The following is a 20,431-nucleotide window of genomic DNA, read 5'->3' on the forward strand; positions in this document are numbered from 1 at the left end:
CGAGGCCCTCGTCGCCGTCAAAACCGGCTCGCCCCGCCGCCCGCTCACGGCATGCCCGGCGACACGGCATGCGCATCACCGCGTATGCTGGCGCGAATCATGACGCGACTCTCGGTGCCATTCCTGGTGCGATTCGTGGTGCCATTCCTGGTGCGATTCGTGGTGCGATTCGTGGCGCCGACCACGGCGCCTGCCCGCGCCGGCACGGCCGCTTCCGTCCCCAAGGAAAATCCCATGTCGAAGGCAAGCCTGCTCTACGTTCAATGGCCCGACGGCCTGCTGCCGCATGGCGCGGCGTGGGACGCGATCCGCCGCGCGGTCGACGCGGCCGGCGCCGACCTGCTCGTCACCAACGAGATGCCGTTCGGCCCGTGGTTCCCGCTCACGCCCGACTACGACGCGGCCGCCGCCGAACGCAGCGTGGCGCTTCACGAGGCGGCGCTGGACGCGCTGGCCGGCCTGCAGGTCGGCGCGGTGGTGTCGTCGCGGCCGGTGCCGTTCGGCGGCCGGCTCGCGAACGAGGCCTTCGTGCTGGAGGGCGGCCGCTATCGTTATTTACATCACAAGAAATTTTTTCCCGAGGAGCCGGGCTGGCACGAGGCGAGCTGGTTCGCGCGCGGCCGCGACGGCTTCGAGTGCGTGCGGGTGGGCAAGCTCACGCTCGGCGTGCTGCTCTGCACCGAGCTGTTCTTCAACGAACACGCGCGCGGCTACGGCCGCGCCGGCGCCGACGTGATCGTCACGCCGCGCGCCACGGGCCTGCGTAGCGCGCACTGGAAGACGGCCGGCGCGATGGCCGCGATCGTCTCGGGCGCCGTATTCGTCAGTTCGAACCGGCGCGGCGCCGTCGGGCCGTCGCCCGAATTCGGCGGCACCGGATTTGCTATGTCCACCACGGGCGAGTTGCTCGGGGAAACGAGCGACGCGGCACCGCTGCGGGCCGTCACCGTCGATCTCGATCTCACGCGGGCGAGCAAGCTCGACTATCCGTGCTACGTGAGGACCTGATGCCGACAGCCTGTTGCGGAACCCGAAGCGGCAGCGACGCTGTCATGGCACGGCGATTCGTCTAAGCTGTCCCGATCCATCCGTCGAGCGTGCCGCGCCGGCCGCGGCACGTCTCATGTCCTAGCGTCCTTTCCGGAACCCGACACTCATGCAGATCAATCTGACTGGCAAGACCGCCCTCGTCACCGCGTCCACCGGCGGCATCGGCTATGCAATCGCGGAAGGCCTCGCGCGCGCGGGCGCGACGCTGATCGTCAACGGCCGCAGCGACACCTCGGTCAATGCGGCGCTGGCCACGCTGCGCTCGTCGGTGCCCGGCGTGAACGCCGCCGGCATCGCGGCCGACCTGTCCGGCGCGGCCGGCGTCAAGGCGCTGATCGAGGCGGCGCCGAACGTGGACATCCTCGTCAACAACGCCGGCATCTACGAGCCGAAGCCGTTCTTCGACATCGACGACGACGAATGGGAGCGCTATTTCCAGACCAACGTGATGTCGGGCGTGCGGCTCTCGCGCCACTACCTGTCGCGGATGATGGAGCGCGACTGGGGCCGCGTGGTGTTCATCTCGTCCGAATCGGCGCTGAACATTCCGGTGGACATGATCCAGTACGGCTTCTCGAAGACGGCGCAGCTGTCGATCGCGCGCGGCCTCGCGAAGCTCGCGGCCGGCACCGGCGTGACGGTCAACTCGGTGCTGCCGGGGCCGACCATGTCGGACGGCGTGAAGTCGATGCTGAAGGACAGCGCGGACCAGCAGGGCAAGACGGTGGACGAGGTGGCCGTGGAATTCGTGCGCACGCAGCGCCCCAGCTCGATCCTGCAGCGCCCGGCGACCACCGAGGAAGTGGCGAACCTGGTGGTGTACGTGTGCTCGGCGCAGGCCTCGGCGACCACCGGCGCCGCGCTGCGCGTGGACGGCGGCGTGGTCGACACGCTGGCCTGAGCGCAAGTCGGCGCGCCGGCATGCCGCCGCGCCGGTCGATCGCGAATCCGACGCGGCCGCCGGCGCGCGTGGCGCCGACATGAGCGCACGGCACGGCAAGCGAATCGAAGGGTGGGTATCGCGGGGGAAGCGCCCGGGCGTGACGCCCGTGCCCGCGGCGACCGTCAGCGCAGGTCGCCGTGGCGATCGGCGTCCATGCAGGACGCGAAGCCGTGACGCGTGACGGCGCCGCGAGAATCGAACACGACGTAATAGGGGCGATGCTCGCTGCCGTGCGTGAGCAGGTAGTTGTAGCAAACGCCGGTCCCGTTGCGCACCATCCAGACGCTGGCCGGATTGCCGCCGGCGCGCACCACCTTCTGCTGCGTGGCGCCCGGCTGCGAGGCCGCCTTCGGCACCGGCAGCCGCGCATACGAGAACGACGGGTGATGGAGCCAGCCGAACCACGAGCAGCCCGACAACAGCAGGCTCGCGGCGAAGGGCAGCGCGGCGGTGGAGGAACGCGGGAGCGAGGCAAGCATGCCGGTCAGTCTCCGGGCAACACGATCGGTCGTCATTTGCGCATCCTAATCCACCTCGCTCCGATTCATGTGGAATTCTGTAAAGTTACCCGCGCCGTGACCGGCGCGAGCGGTGCGACGCGTGCGCGCGCAACCATCGGCGCGCCGCCTATTCGACCCACTCGGTCCAGAGCACGGTCAGCACCGTCATCAGCGCCGGCCCGATGAACAGGCCAAGCAGGCCGAACGTCTCGGCGCCGCCGAGGATGCCGAACAGCACCAGCAGGAACGGCAGCCGCGCGGAGCCGCCGATCAGCACCGGCCGCACGAAATGCTCGGCGATGAACACCACCACCGCGCCGAACACGGCGAGGCCGATCGCCCAGGCCGCGGCGCCCTTGACGAGAAACAGCCACAGCGCCGCGCAGCAGAACACGATCGGCGCGCAGAACGGCAGCATCGCGGCCACCGCGGTAACCAGGCCGAGCAGCGCCGCGTGCGGCACGCCCGCCACCGCGTAGGCGATGCCGAGCAGCGCGCCCTCGCCGAGTCCGACCACCACCAGGCCCGTCACGGTACCGTAGACGGCCGACACCATGCGATGCGTCAGCGACGCACCGTTCGCGCCGAACGCGCGCTGCACGCCGCGCATCAACGACTCGGACATGCGCGGGCCGGCCTGGAAGATCACGAACAGCGTGACGAGCATGAAGCCGAATAGCACGGCCGCATGCACCACGCGCGAGCCGAACGCCTTGCCGTAGGAGACGAACGCCTCGCCGTTCATGCCCTTGACGCCGGCCGGCGCGTGCAGCGGCTGGGCCAGGTTGGCCTGCCACCAGGCGGCCACCTGCTGCGAACCGAAGGGCAGATGATAAACCGCGTCAGGCATCGGAATGCCGTTGAGCCGCGCGTCGCGCACCCACGCGAACACGTCGTGGATCTGCCCGGCCGCCTGCGCCACGGCGATCGCCACCGGCACCACCAGCAGCAGGCCGACCGCCGAGGTCAGCACGATCGCGACCACGGTCCTGCGTCCGCTCAGCCAGCGAATCGCGTCGAGCCGGCGCAGCGCCGGCCACAGCGCGATCGCGATCACGCCGGCCCAGGCGATGGCCGGCAGGAACGCGCGGATTATCCACAGCGCGAGGGCGACGAGTACCGTGTAGAGCACGCCGAGCGCGATCGCCTGCGCTTTCGGGCGGCCGGAGTCCGGCGTGGAACGGGAAGACTGGATCATCGGAACACTCTCGTCAGGACGGAAGAAGCGGGGATGCCGCTGCCGCCATCTTAAAGGACGTTCACGATCGGCTTGCGGACGGCTTGGGCGATCACGCCCGGGCGAGGCGCGGCCACGGCGGCCGGCATGCCGTCGGGCAGACGTGGAGGATGCAGGGGAAGGTGACGCCGACGACGGAAGCCGGGTACGACAATAACGCGGCGGGGCAACGGCCGGCGCCGTCGCCGCGGACCATGCCGCAGGCTCAAAACTCGGCCAGCACGAAATCCTCCTTGCCGACGTCGCAGAGCGGGCAGCGCCAGTCGTCGGGGACCTGCTCCCAGCGCGTGCCGGGCGCGATGCCGTGCTCGACGTCGCCGCTCGCCTCGTCGTAGATCCAGCCGCAGATCAGGCAGACGAACTGCCGGAAATCGCCGGGCGGCGGCACGGCGGGTGCTGCCCGCGCGAGCGCGGGTTCGACCGCCGCGCCCGCCCCGTCCGTTCGCGGCGCGCCGGCGGGCGGCTCGGCGGCGGTCGGCGCCGCGTCGAGACTCACTACCAGCGGCCCGGCGCCCGGCGCGCGGTCGGCGGCCAGACAGGCGTCGAGTCCACGATAGAGACGCTCGACGTCGTCGGCCGTCAGGTCGATGCGCAGCGGTTCGACGCCATCGGTCACGAGCCGGCGCGGAGCAAACTGCAGTTCGAGCGCGGTTCCTTTCTTGTACATGAAGCAGGCGGTTTCAATTTTCAGATACTGAATGGTATCTGTATACTTCCGGGCATTCAACCCGCATCCCGAATGGAGACACGCATGGCGAGGCTGACGCGCGAGGAAAGCCAGGCCCAGACCCGAACCCGGCTGCTGGAGGTGGCGGCCGCCCTGTTCGCGCGCGACGGCTACGCGGCCACCTCGCTCGAACGGATCGCCGAGGTGGCGGGCTTCAGCAAGGGCGCCGTCTATTCGAACTTCCAGGGCAAGGAGGCGCTGTTCCTGGAAATGCTCGAGGCGCACGGCCAGCAGAGCGTGGCCGACCTGCACGCGGCGATCGGCGAGGCCGCGACGATCGACGACGCGATCGAGCGGATCGCGGCCTGGGCGGACCGGCATTCGCGCGAGGGCAACTGGCCGCTGCTGGTGCTCGAATACGCGCGCCACGCGAAACCGGCCGAGACGTTTCGCGAATCGCAGGAAGCGGTGCTGCGCTCGCACTGGGGCGCGCTCGGCGAGCGGCTGCTCGCGCTCGCGCCCTCGCTCGCGATCGAGGCCGAGACGCTCGGCGCGCTGATCTTCGAGCTGACCTACGCGCCGGCCATGAGCTTCGTGAGCCGGCCGACCTCGGGCGACCTGCTGCGGGCCACGCTCGGCGGGCTGTTCGGCACGCGGCGCTGAGCCTTCAGGGGCATGGCACCCCCGCCTCGCAATCCGTTGCGTGCGCAACGAATATCCCATGCCCGGCGACATCGATTGCTGCGCCCGGCGGCACTTCGTTGCATGGCGCGCGGCGCATTATTCCACTCATGTCCGCGGCTCATCCGGTCATCCGCACAATGCATTGGACGTCTCGCGGCCACACCGGCTAACGTGCGTCACTGCCGTTCGCGCGACCGCGCGCCGACACGGTCCGGCTGACGAAACGCTTCGGCGCGCCTTACGGCACGCGGCAGCCACATCGACAGGCCACCGCGGGCCGCGCCCGGACGGCCTCGTTTTCGCCACACTCGCTCCAGGAAGTCCAGGATGTCCCGCTCTCCCGCCGCGCGCCTGCGCGTGCTGCTGCTGTCGCTCGCCTGCGCCGCCGGCGCCCCGCTCACCGCCCGCGCCGACAACGTGATCGTGCTCGATTCCGCCGAGGCCAAACTGAACCTGATCGACGAAGCCTCGCGCAAGGTCGTCGCGACGCTGCCGGCCGGCAAGGAACCGCATCACCTGATGATCACGCCCGACGGCCGCACGCTGCTCGTGGCGAACTCGGTGTCCGACAACCTGATGTTCGTCGATCCGCCCACCGGCCGCGTGACGGGCACCTTGCAGAACATCGAGGATCCGTACCAGCTCGGCTTCTCGCCCGACGGCAAATGGTTCGTCACGAACGCGCTGCGGCTCGACCGCGTCGACATCTACCATTACGGCGCGCCGCTGCATTTCACGCTGGCCAAACGCCTGCCGCTCGCGAGGATGCCGAGCCACATGACGTTCTCGATGGACAACCGCACCGTCTACGTGTCGCTGCAGGAGTCGGGCGAAGTGGCGGCGATCGACCTGCCGACCCAGACCGTCGCCTGGCGCGCGCAAGTGGGCCGCGACCCGGCCGGGCTCTGGATGACGCCCGACAACCGCCACCTGCTGGTGGGGATGACCGGCGAGGACGACGTCGCCGTGCTGGACTGCGTCACGCACGAGGTCGTGAAGCGCATCCATACCGGGCGCGGCGCGCACAACTTCCGCTCGCTCGATGACGGCCGCCACGTGGCCGTCACCAATCGCGTGGACAGCACGATCAGCGTGCTCGACTACACGACGCTCACCAGCACCGGCGACATCACCGGCCTGATGCCCGGCCCCGACGACATGGAGCTGAGCGCCGACAAACGCTTCCTGTGGGTCACGTTCCGCTTCTCGCGCCACGTCGGCGTGATCGACCTGGGCACGCGCAAGCTCGTCACGACGATCGCGGTGGGCCGCTCGCCGCACGGCATCTTCTTCGCCGACCGCGCGCCCGTGTACGCGCCGAACCCGGACTGACGCGCAGCCCGCGAGAATCGCCGCGCGGCAGGCGGCCATTCGCGACGATGCCGCGCGGCGTGCTCGACACGCGCCGAAGTCGCGCAACGGGCCCACCGGTAGCGAAAGATCGCCACCGCCGCGTGCGGGCGCGACGCGCCCCCCACGAAGCCGATCGTCGCGCACCGATGCCCGGCATGACGTGGAGCAAGCCCGGCGCCCGGCCGGCGCTCCTTCCGGCATGGATACCACATATAGTTATTTCCATTGCGAAATACACTACATGTTGGATATCAGCTCATGACCGTCGGACCCACCCATGTCAGCAAGCGCGATGGCCGCATCGTGCCGTTCGATCCGGCGCGCCTCGCCCGCGCGCTCGCAGCCGCCGCGCACGCCACCGATGAATTCGACGCGGCCGCGGCCGACACGCTCGCGCGCCTGATCACGTCGCGCCTCGCGGCCCGGGCCGGCCGGCCCGACACCGCGGCGGTACGGGCCGCCGCGCGGCAGGCACTGCTGGAACACGGCCATCGCGCCACGGCGCAAGCGTTCGAGTCCGGCCCGAACGGGCAGGCGGCGCCCGCCGCCGACACGCGCATCGAGGTCGGCGCCACCCTCGACGAATACCTGAACCGCTCGGACTGGCGCGTGAGCGCCAATGCCAACCAGGACTGGAGCCTCGGCGGCATGATCCTGAACACGAGCGGCAAGGTGGTGGCCAACTACTGGCTCGATCACGCCTATCCGCGCGAGATCGGCGCCGCGCACCGCTGCGGCGCGATCCACATCCACGATCTCGACATGCTGTCGGGCTATTGCGCGGGCTGGTCGCTGCGCCGGCTGCTGCACGAAGGCTTCAACGGCGTGCCGGGCAAGGTCGAGGCCACGCCGCCGAAGCACATGTCGTCGGCGGTCGGCCAGATCGTCAACTTCCTAGGCACGCTGCAGAACGAATGGGCCGGCGCGCAGGCGTTCTCGTCGTTCGACACGTACATGGCGCCGTTCGTGCGCGTCGACGGCCTCGACGAGGCGCAGGTCCGGCAATGCCTGCAGGAACTCGTCTACAACCTGAACGTGCCGAGCCGCTGGGGCACGCAGACGCCGTTCACGAACCTGACGTTCGACTGGACCTGCCCCGCCGACCTGCGCGACCAGGTGCCCTACGTGGGCGGGCGCGAGATGCCGTTCACCTACGGCGAGCTGCAGGCCGAGATGGACATGATCAACCGCGCCTACCTCGAGATCATGATGCGCGGCGACGCGAACGGCCGCGTGTTCACGTTTCCGATCCCCACCTACAACATCACGCGCGAGTTCGACTGGGATCATCCGAACACCACGCTGCTGTTCGACCTGACCGCGCGCTACGGCGTGCCGTATTTCCAGAACTTCATCAACAGCGAGCTGCAGCCGCAGGACGTGCGCTCGATGTGCTGCCGCCTCCAGCTCGACCTGCGCGAGCTGCTGCGGCGCGGCAACGGCCTGTTCGGCTCGGCCGAGCAGACCGGCAGCATCGGCGTGGTGACGCTGAACTGCGCGCGCATCGGCTACGAGTTCCGCCACGACGAACGCGGCCTGTTCGCGCGCGTCGACGAACTGCTGGAACTGGGGCGGCACAGCCTGGAAATCAAGCGCGCGCTGATCCAGCGCCTGATGGACGGCGGCCTCTACCCCTACACGCGGCGCTATCTCGGCACGCTGCGCAACCACTTCGGCACGCTCGGCGTGAACGGCGTGAACGAGATGATCCGCAACTTCACCGGCGACACCGACGACATCACCACGGAGGCCGGCCATCGGCTCGCGCTGCGGCTGATCGCCCATATCCGGGACCGCATCGCCGGCTTCCAGGAACAGACGGGCCACCTCTACAACCTCGAGGCGACGCCGGCCGAAGGCGCCACTTACCGCTTCGCCCGCGAGGACCGGCGCCGCTATCCGGACATCCTGCAGGCCGGCACGCCGGCCCAGCCGTACTACACGAACTCCACGCAGCTGCCCGCCGGCTTCACCGACGATCCGTTCGAGGCGCTCGCGCGCCAGGAGCCGCTGCAGGCCTGCTATACGGGCGGCACCGTGCTGCATCTGTACATGAACGAGGCCGTGTCGTCGGCCGACGCGTGCCGCGCGCTCGTCAGGCGTGCGCTGGAGCGGTTTCGCGTGCCCTACCTGACCGTGTCGCCGACGTTCTCGATCTGCCCGACGCACGGCTACCTGAGCGGGCGGCATGAGTTCTGCCCGAAGTGCGACGCCGAGCGGCTCGCCGACAAGGCCGCGCAAGCCGCGCGCCGCTGCGCCGAATTCGACGGCGCCTGCCCGCCGTCCTGACGCGCGGGGCCGCCGTCCATCCCGCGCGCCGCGCGCGCCCTCGCGCTCGCCCTTTTTACCGGCCATCTTTCGTCGGCCACTTTCATCGGCTTTCTCAAGGGTCATCCACCATGCACGATCACACCACTTCAACCGCCTCCCTCCCGGCCCTGCGCGACCACCCGGCAAGCCCGCCCGCCGTCGCGCTGGCCGATCACGAGCGCACCCGCTGCGAGATCTGGACGCGCGTGATGGGCTATCACCGCCCGGTCTCGGCGTTCAACACCGGCAAACAGGGCGAATTCGCCGAACGCTTGTTCTTCGTCCAGCCTCGTTGACGATGATCATTGAGCTGGCGCATGCCCCGAAACTTGGTGGCGTCGTACCGTTCTCGACGTGCGACTACCCGGGGCGGCTGGCCTGCGTGGTGTTCGTCTCTGGCTGCCCGTGGCGCTGCCATTACTGCCACAACCCGCATCTGCAGACGCGTGCCTGCCATGCCGGCCCGCAAGCCTGGGACGACACGCTGGCGTGGCTCGCGCGCCGCACGGGCCTGCTCGACGCCGTGGTGTTCTGCGGCGGCGAGCCGCTCGTGGAGCGGCACCTGCCGGCGATGATCGCGCAGGTCCGGCGCATGGGCTTCGCGGCCGCGCTGCATACGGGCGGCGCCTATCCGGACCGGCTCGCGCAGTGCCTGCCGATGCTCGAATGGGTCGGCTTCGACGTCAAGGCGCCGTTCACCGCCTACCCGCGCATCACGCAGGTCGCGCGCAGCGGCGCGGCGGCGGATCGCTCGCTCGGCCTGATCGCCGGTAGCGGCGTGGCGTTCGAATGCCGGATCACGATTCACCCGGCGCTGCTCGACGACGCCGACCTGCTGGCGGTCGCGCAGACGCTGGCGCAACGCGGCATCACGAAGCTCGTGCTGCAGCCGTTTCGCGGCACCGGCTGCACCTCGGCGCCGCTGCTGGACGCGCCGCTGCCGGCCGGCTACCCGGGGCCGGCGCTGCTGGACCGAATGCGCGCGGTGCTGCCCGCCGTCGAGGTGCGCCGTCACGCATGAGGCCCGACGCAGCGCCGACGCGGCAAGGCGCGCCACCGACGGGGCTGGGCGCGCCTTGCCGCGTACCCGCGCATCACCGATCCGGCGGGCTCGCGCGCGCCGGCCACGATCACGATCGACCATGAATGCCATGCCTGAGCTGAAGATTCCCGAACTCGTCTGCCCCGCCGGCAACCTGCCCGCCCTGCGCGCGGCCGTGGACGGCGGCGCCGATTGCGTCTACGTCGGGCTGAAGGGCGACACCAACGCGCGTGCGTTCCCGGGCCTGAATTTCGACCGCAACACGCTGGCCGACGGCGTGCGGCATGCCCATGCGGCCGGCAGCAAGGTGCTGCTCGCGATCAACACCTACGCGAGCGGCGCCGACCTCTCGCACTGGACCCACGCGATCGACCTGGCGGCCGGGATCGGCATCGACGCGATCATCGTCGCCGATCCCGCGCTGATGGCCTACGCGGCGCGCGTCCATCCGTCATTGCGGCTGCATCTGTCGGTGCAGGGCTCGGTCACGAGCCACGCCGGCATCAACTTCCTGCGCGACGAGTTCGGCATCCAGCGCGCCGTGCTGCCGCGCGTGCTGTCGCTCGAACAGATCGCGAATACGGTGGCCAACACTTCGGTTGAGATCGAGGTGTTCGGCTTCGGCAGCCTGTGCGTGATGGTCGAGGGCCGCTGCGCGCTGTCGGCCCACGCGAGCGGCGCCGCGCCAAACCTCGACGGCGTCTGCTCGCCGGCCCGCCACGTCCACTGGATCGAGCGCGAGGAAGCGGGCCAGACCTGGCTCGACGCACGCCTCGCCTCGGTGCTCGTCGACAGCTATCGCGCGGGCGAACCGTCGAGCTACCCGACCATCTGCAAGGGGCGCTTCGAGGTCTGCGGCCAGCGCTACCACGCGCTCGAGGCACCCACCAGCCTCAACGCGCTGTCGCTGCTGCCCGAACTCGCGCGCATCGGCGTGCGCGCCGTCAAGATCGAGGGCCGGCAGCGCGGCCCGGCCTACACCGCCGCCGTCACGCGCGTCTGGCGCGCCGCGCTCGACCGGCTCGCACAGCAAGGCGACGCGATGCGTTTCGATCCCGCCTGGTCCCGCTCGCTCGGCACGCTCGCCGAAGGGCAGACCGACACGCTCGGCGCCTACTCGCGCCCATGGAAATGATCCCCGCGATGAAACTCTCCCTCGGTCCGATCCAGTACTACTGGAGCCGCGACGACATCATGAAGTTCTACGACGAGGTGGCGCGCACGCGCGTCGACATCGTCTATCTCGGCGAAGTGGTCTGCTCGAAACGGCACCGGATGCGCACGGCGGACTGGCTCGACGCGGCCCGCATGCTGCGCGCGCGCGGCAAGGAGGCCGTGCTGTCCACGCTCGCCATGCCCGAGACCGAAGCCGACCTGCGCCGCATGCGCTCGCTGGTGGAATCGGACGCATTCCCGATCGAGGCCAACGACATGTCGGCGCTCGGGCTGCTGGCGCGCCGCAAGCCGTTCGTGGCGGGGCCGCACGTGAACTGCTACAGCGCGCCGACGCTCGACTGGCTGGCCGGACTCGGCGCGCGCCGCTGGGTCGCGCCGATCGAATGCACGCGCGACACGCTCGACGCGATCCGCCGCCAGCGCCGCTCGGCGGGCGAGATCGAATGCCTCGCGTTCGGCCATGCGCCGCTGTCGTTCTCGGCGCGCTGCTTCACGGCGCGACACCATCAGTTGCAGAAGGATCAATGCGAGCACCGCTGCGCCGACTACGCGAGCGGCCTCGAAGCGGCGACGCTCGACGGCCGGCCGTTCATTCGCCTGAACGGCGTGCAGACCCAGACCTCGCAGGTCGTCAATCTCGCGCGCGCGGTCGAGGGCATGGCCGAGGCCGGCGTGTCGGTCCTGCGCATCAGCCCGCAGGTCGAGCACACGGCCGCGATCATCGAGACCTTTGCCGACCGGCTGCAGGGCGCGCTCGCGCCCGACGACGCCTACCGCGCGCTGTGCGGCTGGCAGGACGCGGCGCCCTGCGACGGCTTCTGGTTCGGTCAGCCCGGCGTGGCGGCCGCGGCCGGCGTGGAGGCACGATGACGGGATTCGCCGAAGCGTTCCTGCTGCCGCCGCTGCGCCGCGGCCTCGCCCTGCTGCCGGTCAGGCCGCCGGCCACGGTGCTGTGCCTGCTGCTCGACCGGCATCTGCTGCCGCAGCTCGACGGCGACGCGCGCACGCGCATCGCGGGCCGCCGCTTCGTGATCGAGGTGAGCGATCTCGGCATCGCGATCGGCCTCACACTCGGCGACGGCGGCTTTCGCGTCGCGTCGGCCACATCGGGCGCAAGCCCGGCGCCCGAGATCCGCATCGCCGCCACCAGCCGCGACTTCATCCGGCTCGCCGCGCGCGAGGTCGACGCCGACACGCTGTTCTTCAACCGGCGCCTGATCATCCAGGGCGAAACGGAACTCGCGCTGATCGTGCGCAACGCGATCGACGCGATCGATTTCGGCGCGACGCGCAGCGGCACGGTGCTGCACGACATGCTGCGCCGCGTGGCGCGGCGGCTCGCGCCGGCCCCCCGGCCCTGACGTCGACAAGCGGCAGCGCATGCACGCCGGGCAAGCCGCCGCGTGCTTCACCTGGCGGGGCCGGCGTCGCCGCGCTCGCCGCGCACGCGAACCGGCCCCGCGCCGCCCCCGCTCAGCGCGCCGGGCTTTCCAGCCAGTGCAGGCTGAACAGCCGGGCCTCGTCGGTCCACACCGCCGCCGGCACGAAGCCGGCACGCGTGGCGAGTTCGCGGAACCCGTCGATCGTGAACTTGCGCGAATTCTCGGTATGCAGCGTCTCGCCCTCGGCGAACCGGAACGCACGGCCGCCCACGTGGACGGTCTGCTCGCGGCGGCTCACCAGATGCATCTCGATGCGCTGCAGGTGGCTGTCGTAGAACGCGCGGTGCGCCCAGTCGTCGAGTTCGAAATCGGCGCCGAGTTCGGCGTTGGCGCGCGCGAGCAGGTTCAGGTTGAATGCCGCCGTGACGCCGGCCGAATCGTTGTAGGCCGCGTTGAGGATCGCCTCGTCCTTCACCAGATCGACGCCGATCAGCATCCCGCCGCCCGCCAGCAGCGTGGCCGAGCGGCTCAGGAACGTGTCGGCCTCCTCGTTCGAGAAATTGCCGATCGTCGAGCCGAAGAAGATGCCGATGCGCCGCGCCGGCACGTTCGCGAGCTCGCGCATCGATTCGGCCTGCAGGTAGTCGGCCGCCACCGGCTGCACGTCGAGGCCCGGATACTGCCGCCGCAGCGCCTCGGCCGATTCGCGCAGATAGGCGGCCGAGATGTCCACCGGCACGTAGCTCACGGGCGGCACGCTCGCGATGCAGGCATCGAGCACGAAGCGGATCTTCGACAGCGAGCCGGCGCCGAACTCGATCAGGTTCGCGTCGGCGCCGATCGCGGCGGCGATGTCGGCCGCGTGGCGTTCGAGGATCGCGTGCTCGGTGCGCGTCGGGTAGTACTCGGGCAGCTCGCAGATCCGGTCGAACAGCGCCGAGCCGGCCGCGTCGTAGAAATACTTCGGCGAAATGCTGCGAGGCGTCGCGCTCAGCCCTTCGATCAGATCGCGGCCGAACGGGCTCGGCTCGCGGGCGCGGGCGGCGGAGCCCGCGTTGGGTCGGAACAGGTCAGAGGTCTCGTACAAGGCGCACTCCTGTGAATTGCCAGCGCGCGGCCGGCGGGAAAAAGTTGCGGTAGGTCGTCCGCGCATGGCCGCGCGGCGTGGCGAGGCTGCTGCCGCGCAGCACCTGCTGGCCCACCATGAATTTGCCGTTGTATTCCGAGGCGATGCCGGGCAGCGGCCGGAAGCCCGGATACGGGTCGTAGGACGAGCGCGTCCATTGCCAGACGTGGCCAAGCATCTGCTCGACGCCGGGCAGCGCGCAGGCCGCCTCCCATTCGAACTCGGTCGGCAGCCGCGCGCCGGCCCATTCCGCATAGGCCGCCGCCTCGAAGAAGCTCAGGTGCGCCACCGGCGCATCGGGGTCGAGCGCCTGCAGGCCGTCGAGGCCGAACGCCTGCCAGCCGGCCACGTCCCGCGGCTCGGCGCCGGCTTCGCGCGCGTGCCAGTAGGCCGGCGCGCCCCATCCTTCGCGCTGCACGGCCGCCCAGCCGTCGGACAGCCACAGCGCCGCGGTCGAATAGCCGCCGTCGGCGATGAAGGCCGCGTAATCGCGGTTGCTGACCAGCCGGTCCGCGATCTCGAACGGCCGCACCAGCGCCTGGTGACGCGGGCCTTCGTTGTCGAATGCAAAGCCGTTGCCATCGTGGCCGATCTCGACGATGCCGCCCGCATGCGCGAGCCAGCGCGGCGCGCCCGCCACCGGGCCGGCGGGCATGCGCGGCGCGGCGCCGTCGGCGCGGTAGGCGGGCAGCAGCGGGTTCAGCGAGAACGCGTGCAGGATGTCGGTCAGCAGCAGTTCCTGGTGCTGCTGCTCGTGATTGAGGCCGAGCGTGATCTCCGGCGCGATCTCGACCAGCAGCGGCAGATCGGCGCCGGCCACCAGCTCCAGCAGCCGCGCGTCGACGTGGCGCCGGTACGCGTGGACCTCGTCGAGCGACGGCCGCGACAGCATCCCGCGCTGCGGGCGCGCATGGCGCGGGCCGAGCGCCTCGTAGTAAGAGTTGAACAGGTAGGCGAAGCGATCGTCGAACGGCACGTAGCCGGGCACGTGGCGCGCGAGGATCACGGTCTCGAAGAACCAGGTGGTGTGGCCGAGATGCCATTTGGTCGGACTCGCGTCCGGCATCGACTGCAACACCTGATCCTCGGCGCTGAGCGGGCTCGCGAGTTCGACGCTGTGACGCCGGACTTCAGCGATCTCCCGCTCCAGGGTCGACGCGAGCGTGCGCGCCGAGAGTTCGTTCTTGGTCATCTTGTGGGGTCTCGGGGGGTGTCGGCCGGCCCGCCGCGGCAGGTCGGCCCTGGATCACGATGCATCCCGCGCCGCGCGGCCGGCCCGGGCGCGCGGGATGCCGTCGGCAGCCGGCGCGGACGCGGCACCGGGGCCGGCGCGGTGGCCGGCCCGATACGGGGCGCAAGGGTACGCATGCCAGTTCGCGCGCGACGCGGTAACGGTTACAGCGGCGGCGGCAGAAAATTAAGGCGCGATCTCGATGGCGTCGACACGGTCCGTGTAGAACGCGAAATGGCCGGCGATCGGCGCGACCGCGTCGTAGGGCGTCTCATACGACCAGATCGCGTTCTCGCCGCGTTTGCCGAGCTCGGGAATCGAGTAGTAGACAGCCTCGCCCTTGTAGGGGCAATAGCTGGTGTGCGTGCTGCGTTCGACGCGCGTGAGGTCGACGTCGGCGCGCGGCACGTACTGGACCGGCTCGTAGGCAGCCTCGCGCAACGTCAGCGCGCGATGCGTGTCGGCGAGCGGCGCGGCGCCGGCCTTGACCAGCACGCGCGCGCCGGTCGGCGCGATGGAAATCGGATGATCCGGGCCGGGAACCCGGACGGGGCGATCAGATGAGGACATGGGCTCGCTCCTTCGGCGGACATCCCGATTGAAATGATTCACGCATCCTACGTCGAATTCGTGAATGACGTGCGGCACCGCTTCGGATCGGCCGCGGCGGGCTTCACGGCGGCACCTCCGTCTCGCCCGCGCGCCGCTCGCGCGTGCCCTCGCCGCGCGCCGGCCCGGCCGCCGCGCCCGGCCTCGTCCGGCATGCCGTCACGCGGGAAACCGGCCGCTACCCGGCTCTCGCCTCTCGGGCAAAACCCGCGCCGCGCGCGGCAAGCGCGCCGGCCGGCCGCCCTCGACGAGCGCGCAGATTCCATGCCCGCGACGGGCGCCGGATGCCGTCGATCGGCCGATTTTCCGCGCAGGTTCGGCGACGTTTGGCCCGCTTTACGCGAGGCGACGCGCCTGACAAAACAGGCGATCCCTACCAAAAAACGGACAAATACATTAAATAAAACTGCCTCAAAGTCAATATGATGGCGGCCGAACCCAAGTTTTCTCAATAAAACGCGATCGACAACCGGCCAGCCGCGAGGCAGTCCGGCCCGTACCGCCCACGCCATCGTCCGAGACAGACATGCCCCGTCCCATCGTCGCCCAGATTCGTCCCGCCGCCGTTCGCCACAATCTCGCCATCATCCGGCGCAAGGCCGCCGGAGCGCGCATCTGGGCCGTCGTGAAGGCGAACGCCTACGGCCACGGCATCGAGCGGATCTATCCGGCGCTCGCCGACGCCGACGGCATCGCGCTGCTCGACCTCGACGAGGCCGTGCGCGTGCGCGAACTCGGCTGGACCCGGCCGGTGCTGCTGCTCGAGGGGCTGTTCGACGCGTCCGACCTCGCGATCGCGGACCGCTACCGGCTCACGGTGGCGGTCCACGGCGACGAGCAGCTCGACATGCTCACGAACGCGCGCCCCGCCCGGCCGATCGACATCCAGCTCAAGATGAATTCCGGCATGAACCGCCTCGGCTTCCGGCCGCATGCGTTTCGGGCAGCGTGGGAGCGCGCCTCGGCCACGCCGTCGGTGGGCCGGATCGCGTTGATGACGCACTTCGCGAACGCCGACGAAGGCGAGGTGGCCTGGCAGACCCAGCAGTTCGACGCCGCCACCGAGGGCCTGCCCGGCGAGCGCTCGCTGTCGAACTCGGCCGCGGTGCTCTGGCATCCGGACGCGCACCGCGACTGGGTGCGGCCCGGCACGATCCTGTACGGCGCCTCGCCTACCGGCGCCGCGCGCCACATCGCCGACACCGGCCTGGTGCCGGCCATGACGCTGACGAGCCGGCTGATCGGCGTGCAGACGATCGAGGAGAACGAGACGGTGGGCTACGGCCGGCGCTTCGCGGCCAAGCGCACGATGCGCATCGGCGTGGTGGCGTGCGGCTACGCGGACGGCTATCCGCGCCACGCGCAGACCGGCACGCCGATCGCCGTCGACGGCATCATGACGCGCGTGGTCGGGCGCGTCTCGATGGACATGCTGACGGTGGACCTGACGCCGTGCCCGAACGCGCAAGTGGGTTCGCCGGTCGAGCTGTGGGGCGAGCAGGTGCGCGTGGACGACGTGGCCGAGGCGTCGGGCACGATCGGCTACGAGCTGATCTGCGCGATTGCGCGGCGCGTGCCGGTGGTGGTGGAACCGCTGGTGGACGCGCCGCCGCTCGACGTGCCGGTGCTGCGCACCGGCAGCTACGGGCGCTGAGCGGCGCGCAGGCGGCGCCGAGCGCCCCGGCCGGCAAGCTGGCTCGGCCGGGCCGGGTCCCGATCGCCAACTTGCGGCGCGAGGCGCGCCGCGGCTTCATCGCCGCGCCAACCGCTGCCGGTTAACGAACGCCGGTTGACGAACACCGGTTAACGCCCACCCTCTCCACCACGGCCCGACCTGTCGAGGAACGCGTCGATCCGGCCGGCCGTCTCCTCCTCCATCAGGTTCGCCGCCATCACGTCGGCCGCATAGAGATAAGCGTCGTCGAGCAGCATCTCGCGCTGCCGGTAGAACATCGCCTTGCCGCGGCGCACGGCGGCCGGCGCCTTCGCGACGATCGTCGCCGCGCGGCTGGCCACGGCCGCGTCGAGCGCGTCGGCCGGCACCATCTCGTTGATCAATCCCCAGTCGAGCGCCGTGGCGGCGTCGATGAAACGGCCGCTCACGAGCATGTCGAATGCCCGCTTCGGCGCGACCGCCCTCGACAGCGCGACGGCCGGCGTCGCGCAAAACAGCCCCACGTCGATCCCCGACACCGCGAAGCGCGCGGTGTCGGCGGCCACCGCCAGATCGCAGGCCGCCACCAGCTGGCAGCCCGCCGCGCTCGCCGTGCCCTGCACGCGCGCGATCACCGGTACCGGCAGCGCGCGGATCGACAGCATCAGGCGGCTGCAGCGCGAAAACAGCGTCAAATAGCGGGCATGATCGGGATCCGCGCGAAGCTCGCGCAGATCGTGGCCGCCGCTGAACGTGCGCCCCTCTGCCGCCAGCACCACGCAGCGCAGCCGCGCGTCGTCGGCGAGCGCGTCGAACTCGGCCTGCAGCGCGCCGAGCATCGCCTCCGACAGCAGGTTTGCCCGTCCGGGCCGGTTCAGCCGCAGCGTCGTCACGCAATCCGCGTCGCGGCGCAGGACGAGCCGTTCGGCGCTTGCGGTATCGGCAGTGGTATCGGTTGCGAGATCGGCGGCCATCGCGGCTCCTGTTCGTCACGGATCGCATCGCCGCGTCGCGCGGACGCGACGGTCCCGCGCCACACCTTACACCGGAACGCGCGATGCCGAACGCCGCCCGGCCGGGCCGGCGAAACCCGCGCCGCGTCTGACGCCGCGCCGGCGCCGCGTGTTTGCGTCTCCCCCACGCACCGAAAATACTGTATATTCATACAGCATTTTGCCTCCCGCCCGCCGGTAAAAATCGTCGGTCGGGCGGGTGGTCCATGCGACAATCACGCGTTGGCCGAACCATCACGCACGGCGGGAAAATGCGCGGTACCGGCCAACGAGGAACCGGACGGCGCGGCAGTCGCGCCCCGTTCCGGCGCCATACGGAGAATACATAGTGAAACTGGTTGGATGCGGGTTGCTGCTGCTGGCGTGTACGTCGCCGGCGTTCGCGGGCGACCACTACGTCGAAATCTGGAATCCGCCCGAAGCGCGCGGCGGCGCGCATCACGATTCGGCGGCGGCGAAGGCCACGAAGCACAAGCACGTCGCGCCGCGCCTCGTCGATGCGGGGGTCCGCCCGCCATCGATCGACGCCGCGCCGAAGGCCGGCCAGACCAAGCCGCATGCGCTCGACCACGACCTGCGCCGCCCGGCTCCGGGCGCGCCGGACATCCCGCGCCTGTTCACGCCGGACGGCAACGTGCTGCGCGTCGGCACGCATGGCGCGTCTGGCGTCGAGGTGGTGCGCTGATGGAAGCCGAGAGCTACCAGGGCTATCAGATCTGGGGCCACGCGATCCTGCAGCAGGACGAGATCATGCAGCCCGACCGCTATGCCGCGAGCGGCACGATCACGCGCAACAACCGGCTCGTCGAGGCATCCAGCGTGCTCGGCGTGTTCGACACCGATGACGAGGCGCGTCTGGCCGGGCTCGAATGGGCGCGCGCCTGGGTCGACAGCCACGGTTGAACGTCGTTGTTTCGTGGCTGCCCGCCACGCCGCCAGCGTCTGCGCGGTGACCACGGCGCCATGTATTTCACGAATCGCTCCCGCCCCGCCGCCGGTTTCATGCGGCCATCCCGCCCAGTCGCCCGATTCAGCGGCTTCTCGTCCCTTCGCTTGCTTTCCCCCTCGCATCCCCAAGCGGTTCCGCTTCGCGTTCCCTGCCGTCCCCTTCGAGCGCGCCGGTGCCATGCCGCCGTGCGCCGGCACTCGTCTGCACCCCGACGCCAAACGGGCGGCCGCGCTCTCGCGCCAGCCGCCCGACCATGCACCCGCCTGCGACGCGGTGCGCTCAGAAGCGATGCACCATGCCGACGCCGATCGCGATCTGGCTGCTCGTGGTGGACGGCGTGAGGTTGAAGCCGTCGCCGATCGATGCCGTGGCCGCGATCACCTTGCCGTCCAGCAGCGTGTTGCCGCCCGCGTGCTGATAGGCCTCGATCGCATAGAGGCCGGTGCGCTTCGACAGGCTGTAGACCTGCGACAGCGTGAGCTGGTGGTACTGCGCGGCCTTGTCGACGCCGTTGGCGAGCGCGGCGCGCGTGTAGCTGTAGCCCATCGCGAGATCCCACACGGCCACCGGCCTGAAGTGCAGCACCGCGCCGGCCGTGTTGAAGATCGCCGTGTCGCGGAACGCCGAGCCGGAGCCGGGGATGTACTGGACGTTCGAGTAGGACGCGGTCACGTCCCAGCGCGACGTGAGCTGATAGCCGGCCGTCACGGCCACGCGCTGCTGTGCCTGGGCCGACACGTAGCCGTTGTTGATCGCCGAGACGGAGGTCTGGGCGCCACCGTTCGAAGCCGTCGACGCCGCGCCCCACGCGCCGCCGCCCGGCGTCGAATTGTTGATGCGCAGAAAGCCGGCCGCGATGCCGAGCGGCCCGTTCGCGTACTGAAGGCCGGCGCTCCAGGTCGCGCCCGCATTCACGCTGCCCGGCACGCCGCCGAACGAGTACGAGCCGCCGACCGTGAAGCCGTGGTATTTCGGCGAGAGATAGACGATCGAGTTGTTGGCGCGGTAGCTGGTGTCGAGCGAATCGATGTCGCCCGGGTGCGCGCCGAAATAGCCGGTCAGCCAGGTGGTCGGGCTCCACGGCGCGAGCAGCGTGTAGTACGCGGTGTACTGGCGGCCCGCCGTCAGCGTGCCGTACTTCGCGTCGGACAGGCCGACGAAGGCCTGCCGCGTGAAGATGCCGCCCGGGAATTGCGAGGTGCCGTTCGCGGTATTGATGCCGGCCTCGAGCGTAAACACGGCTCGCGTGCCGCCGCCCAGATCCTCCACGCCGCGCAGGCCGACGCGGCTGCCCGCCGTGACGCCCGTCGACATCTTCAGCGACGCGTGGCCCCCCGAGGTCTGGCCGAGCGTGCCGCTGCTGTTCTGGTAGGCGAGCCCCGTGTCGATGATCCCGTACAGCGTGACGCTGCTCTGCGCGTGCGCGGCCGTGGCCGCCATCAGTCCGGCTGCCGTCACGGCAACCACCACGTGTGTCTTCATTGCTTCTCCGTCCTCAGATTTCT

General features: G+C 70.4%; 21 protein-coding genes. 13 read left to right on the top strand and 8 right to left on the bottom strand.

Features of this window, described 5'->3' with window-relative positions; translation table 11 throughout:
* Positions 1-234: 234 nt before the first annotated feature.
* Both bpln_RS29710 and bpln_RS29715 read left to right on the top strand, forming a co-directional pair.
* Positions 235-1,008, top strand: a complete 774-nt coding sequence (locus bpln_RS29710; RefSeq protein WP_042628704.1) for a carbon-nitrogen hydrolase family protein — start codon at positions 235-237, stop codon at positions 1,006-1,008.
* A gap of 148 nt (positions 1,009-1,156) precedes the next feature.
* Entirely contained in the window at positions 1,157-1,951 is a 795-nt protein-coding gene (locus bpln_RS29715; RefSeq protein ID WP_055140825.1) for an SDR family NAD(P)-dependent oxidoreductase, read from the top strand.
* A 164-nt stretch (positions 1,952-2,115) separates the two neighbouring features.
* On the opposite strand, the gene bpln_RS29720 is transcribed toward bpln_RS29715, so the two are convergent.
* From bpln_RS29720 to bpln_RS38045, 3 genes are all read right to left on the bottom strand, one after another.
* Positions 2,116-2,472, bottom strand: coding sequence for an outer membrane protein assembly factor BamE (locus tag bpln_RS29720; protein WP_055140826.1), 357 nt, complete (start codon positions 2,470-2,472; stop codon positions 2,116-2,118).
* A 148-nt stretch (positions 2,473-2,620) separates the two neighbouring features.
* Complete coding sequence (locus tag bpln_RS29725) at positions 2,621-3,691, bottom strand: AI-2E family transporter (protein ID WP_055140827.1); 1,071 nt, start codon at positions 3,689-3,691, stop codon at positions 2,621-2,623.
* Between the two features lie 244 nt (positions 3,692-3,935).
* Complete coding sequence (locus bpln_RS38045) at positions 3,936-4,397, bottom strand: rubredoxin (RefSeq protein ID WP_082465484.1); 462 nt, start codon at positions 4,395-4,397, stop codon at positions 3,936-3,938.
* A gap of 84 nt (positions 4,398-4,481) precedes the next feature.
* On the opposite strand from bpln_RS38045, the gene bpln_RS29735 reads away from it, so the two are divergent.
* From bpln_RS29735 to ubiT, 8 genes are all read left to right on the top strand, one after another.
* Positions 4,482-5,060 (top strand): TetR/AcrR family transcriptional regulator, encoded by a 579-nt coding sequence (locus bpln_RS29735; RefSeq protein ID WP_055140828.1) that lies wholly within the window; start codon positions 4,482-4,484, stop codon positions 5,058-5,060.
* Between the two features lie 348 nt (positions 5,061-5,408).
* Complete coding sequence (locus bpln_RS29740; RefSeq protein ID WP_052498499.1) at positions 5,409-6,413, top strand: YVTN family beta-propeller repeat protein; 1,005 nt, start codon at positions 5,409-5,411, stop codon at positions 6,411-6,413.
* A gap of 279 nt (positions 6,414-6,692) precedes the next feature.
* Positions 6,693-8,723 (top strand): ribonucleoside triphosphate reductase, encoded by a 2,031-nt coding sequence (locus bpln_RS29745; protein ID WP_055140829.1) that lies wholly within the window; start codon positions 6,693-6,695, stop codon positions 8,721-8,723.
* Between the two features lie 110 nt (positions 8,724-8,833).
* Positions 8,834-9,040, top strand: a complete 207-nt coding sequence (gene nrdD, locus bpln_RS29750) for an anaerobic ribonucleoside-triphosphate reductase (protein ID WP_055140830.1) — start codon at positions 8,834-8,836, stop codon at positions 9,038-9,040.
* A complete protein-coding gene (locus bpln_RS29755) occupies positions 9,037-9,765 on the top strand; it encodes an anaerobic ribonucleoside-triphosphate reductase activating protein (RefSeq protein WP_420807371.1) in 729 nt (242 codons plus the stop codon). Before nrdD ends, bpln_RS29755 begins: the two co-directional genes overlap by 4 nt.
* 130 nt (positions 9,766-9,895) lie before the next feature.
* Complete coding sequence (gene ubiU / locus bpln_RS29760; protein ID WP_042629591.1) at positions 9,896-10,921, top strand: ubiquinone anaerobic biosynthesis protein UbiU; 1,026 nt, start codon at positions 9,896-9,898, stop codon at positions 10,919-10,921.
* A gap of 8 nt (positions 10,922-10,929) precedes the next feature.
* Complete coding sequence (locus tag bpln_RS29765) at positions 10,930-11,832, top strand: U32 family peptidase (protein WP_055141271.1); 903 nt, start codon at positions 10,930-10,932, stop codon at positions 11,830-11,832.
* The gene (gene ubiT, locus bpln_RS29770; protein WP_055140832.1) at positions 11,829-12,323 is read left to right on the top strand and encodes a ubiquinone anaerobic biosynthesis accessory factor UbiT; all 495 of its coding nucleotides are present in this window, start codon (positions 11,829-11,831) and stop codon (positions 12,321-12,323) included. The genes bpln_RS29765 and ubiT overlap by 4 nt, the downstream gene beginning before the upstream one ends.
* A gap of 112 nt (positions 12,324-12,435) precedes the next feature.
* Here ubiT and egtD read toward each other — a convergent pair whose 3' ends face one another.
* From egtD to bpln_RS29785, 3 genes are all read right to left on the bottom strand, one after another.
* Positions 12,436-13,431, bottom strand: a complete 996-nt coding sequence (gene egtD, locus bpln_RS29775) for an L-histidine N(alpha)-methyltransferase (RefSeq protein WP_042628713.1) — start codon at positions 13,429-13,431, stop codon at positions 12,436-12,438.
* Entirely contained in the window at positions 13,415-14,662 is a 1,248-nt protein-coding gene (gene egtB, locus bpln_RS29780; protein WP_055140833.1) for an ergothioneine biosynthesis protein EgtB, read from the bottom strand. The genes egtD and egtB overlap by 17 nt, the downstream gene beginning before the upstream one ends.
* A 225-nt stretch (positions 14,663-14,887) precedes the next feature.
* Positions 14,888-15,271, bottom strand: coding sequence for a DUF427 domain-containing protein (locus bpln_RS29785; protein ID WP_042628715.1), 384 nt, complete (start codon positions 15,269-15,271; stop codon positions 14,888-14,890).
* Positions 15,272-15,836: 565 nt separating this feature from the next.
* Between bpln_RS29785 and alr the strand changes: the two genes are divergently transcribed.
* Complete coding sequence (alr, locus tag bpln_RS29790; protein ID WP_055140834.1) at positions 15,837-16,964, top strand: alanine racemase; 1,128 nt, start codon at positions 15,837-15,839, stop codon at positions 16,962-16,964.
* 149 nt (positions 16,965-17,113) lie between these two features.
* Here alr and bpln_RS29795 read toward each other — a convergent pair whose 3' ends face one another.
* Complete coding sequence (locus tag bpln_RS29795; RefSeq protein WP_055140835.1) at positions 17,114-17,938, bottom strand: enoyl-CoA hydratase; 825 nt, start codon at positions 17,936-17,938, stop codon at positions 17,114-17,116.
* A 388-nt stretch (positions 17,939-18,326) separates the two neighbouring features.
* On the opposite strand from bpln_RS29795, the gene bpln_RS29800 reads away from it, so the two are divergent.
* Together bpln_RS29800 and bpln_RS29805 are read left to right on the top strand one after the other, a co-directional pair.
* The gene (locus bpln_RS29800) at positions 18,327-18,662 is read left to right on the top strand and encodes a hypothetical protein (RefSeq protein ID WP_042628718.1); all 336 of its coding nucleotides are present in this window, start codon (positions 18,327-18,329) and stop codon (positions 18,660-18,662) included.
* Complete coding sequence (locus bpln_RS29805) at positions 18,662-18,880, top strand: hypothetical protein (RefSeq protein ID WP_042628719.1); 219 nt, start codon at positions 18,662-18,664, stop codon at positions 18,878-18,880. Before bpln_RS29800 ends, bpln_RS29805 begins: the two co-directional genes overlap by 1 nt.
* 325 nt (positions 18,881-19,205) lie before the next feature.
* Here bpln_RS29805 and bpln_RS29810 read toward each other — a convergent pair whose 3' ends face one another.
* Positions 19,206-20,408 carry a porin gene (locus bpln_RS29810; protein ID WP_042628720.1) on the bottom strand — a complete coding sequence of 401 codons (1,203 nt, stop codon included), beginning with the start codon at positions 20,406-20,408 and terminating at the stop codon, positions 19,206-19,208.
* Positions 20,409-20,431 lie beyond the last annotated feature (23 nt).

This window comes from Burkholderia plantarii (genome assembly GCF_001411805.1).
In the GTDB taxonomy this organism is placed as follows: domain Bacteria; phylum Pseudomonadota; class Gammaproteobacteria; order Burkholderiales; family Burkholderiaceae; genus Burkholderia; species Burkholderia plantarii.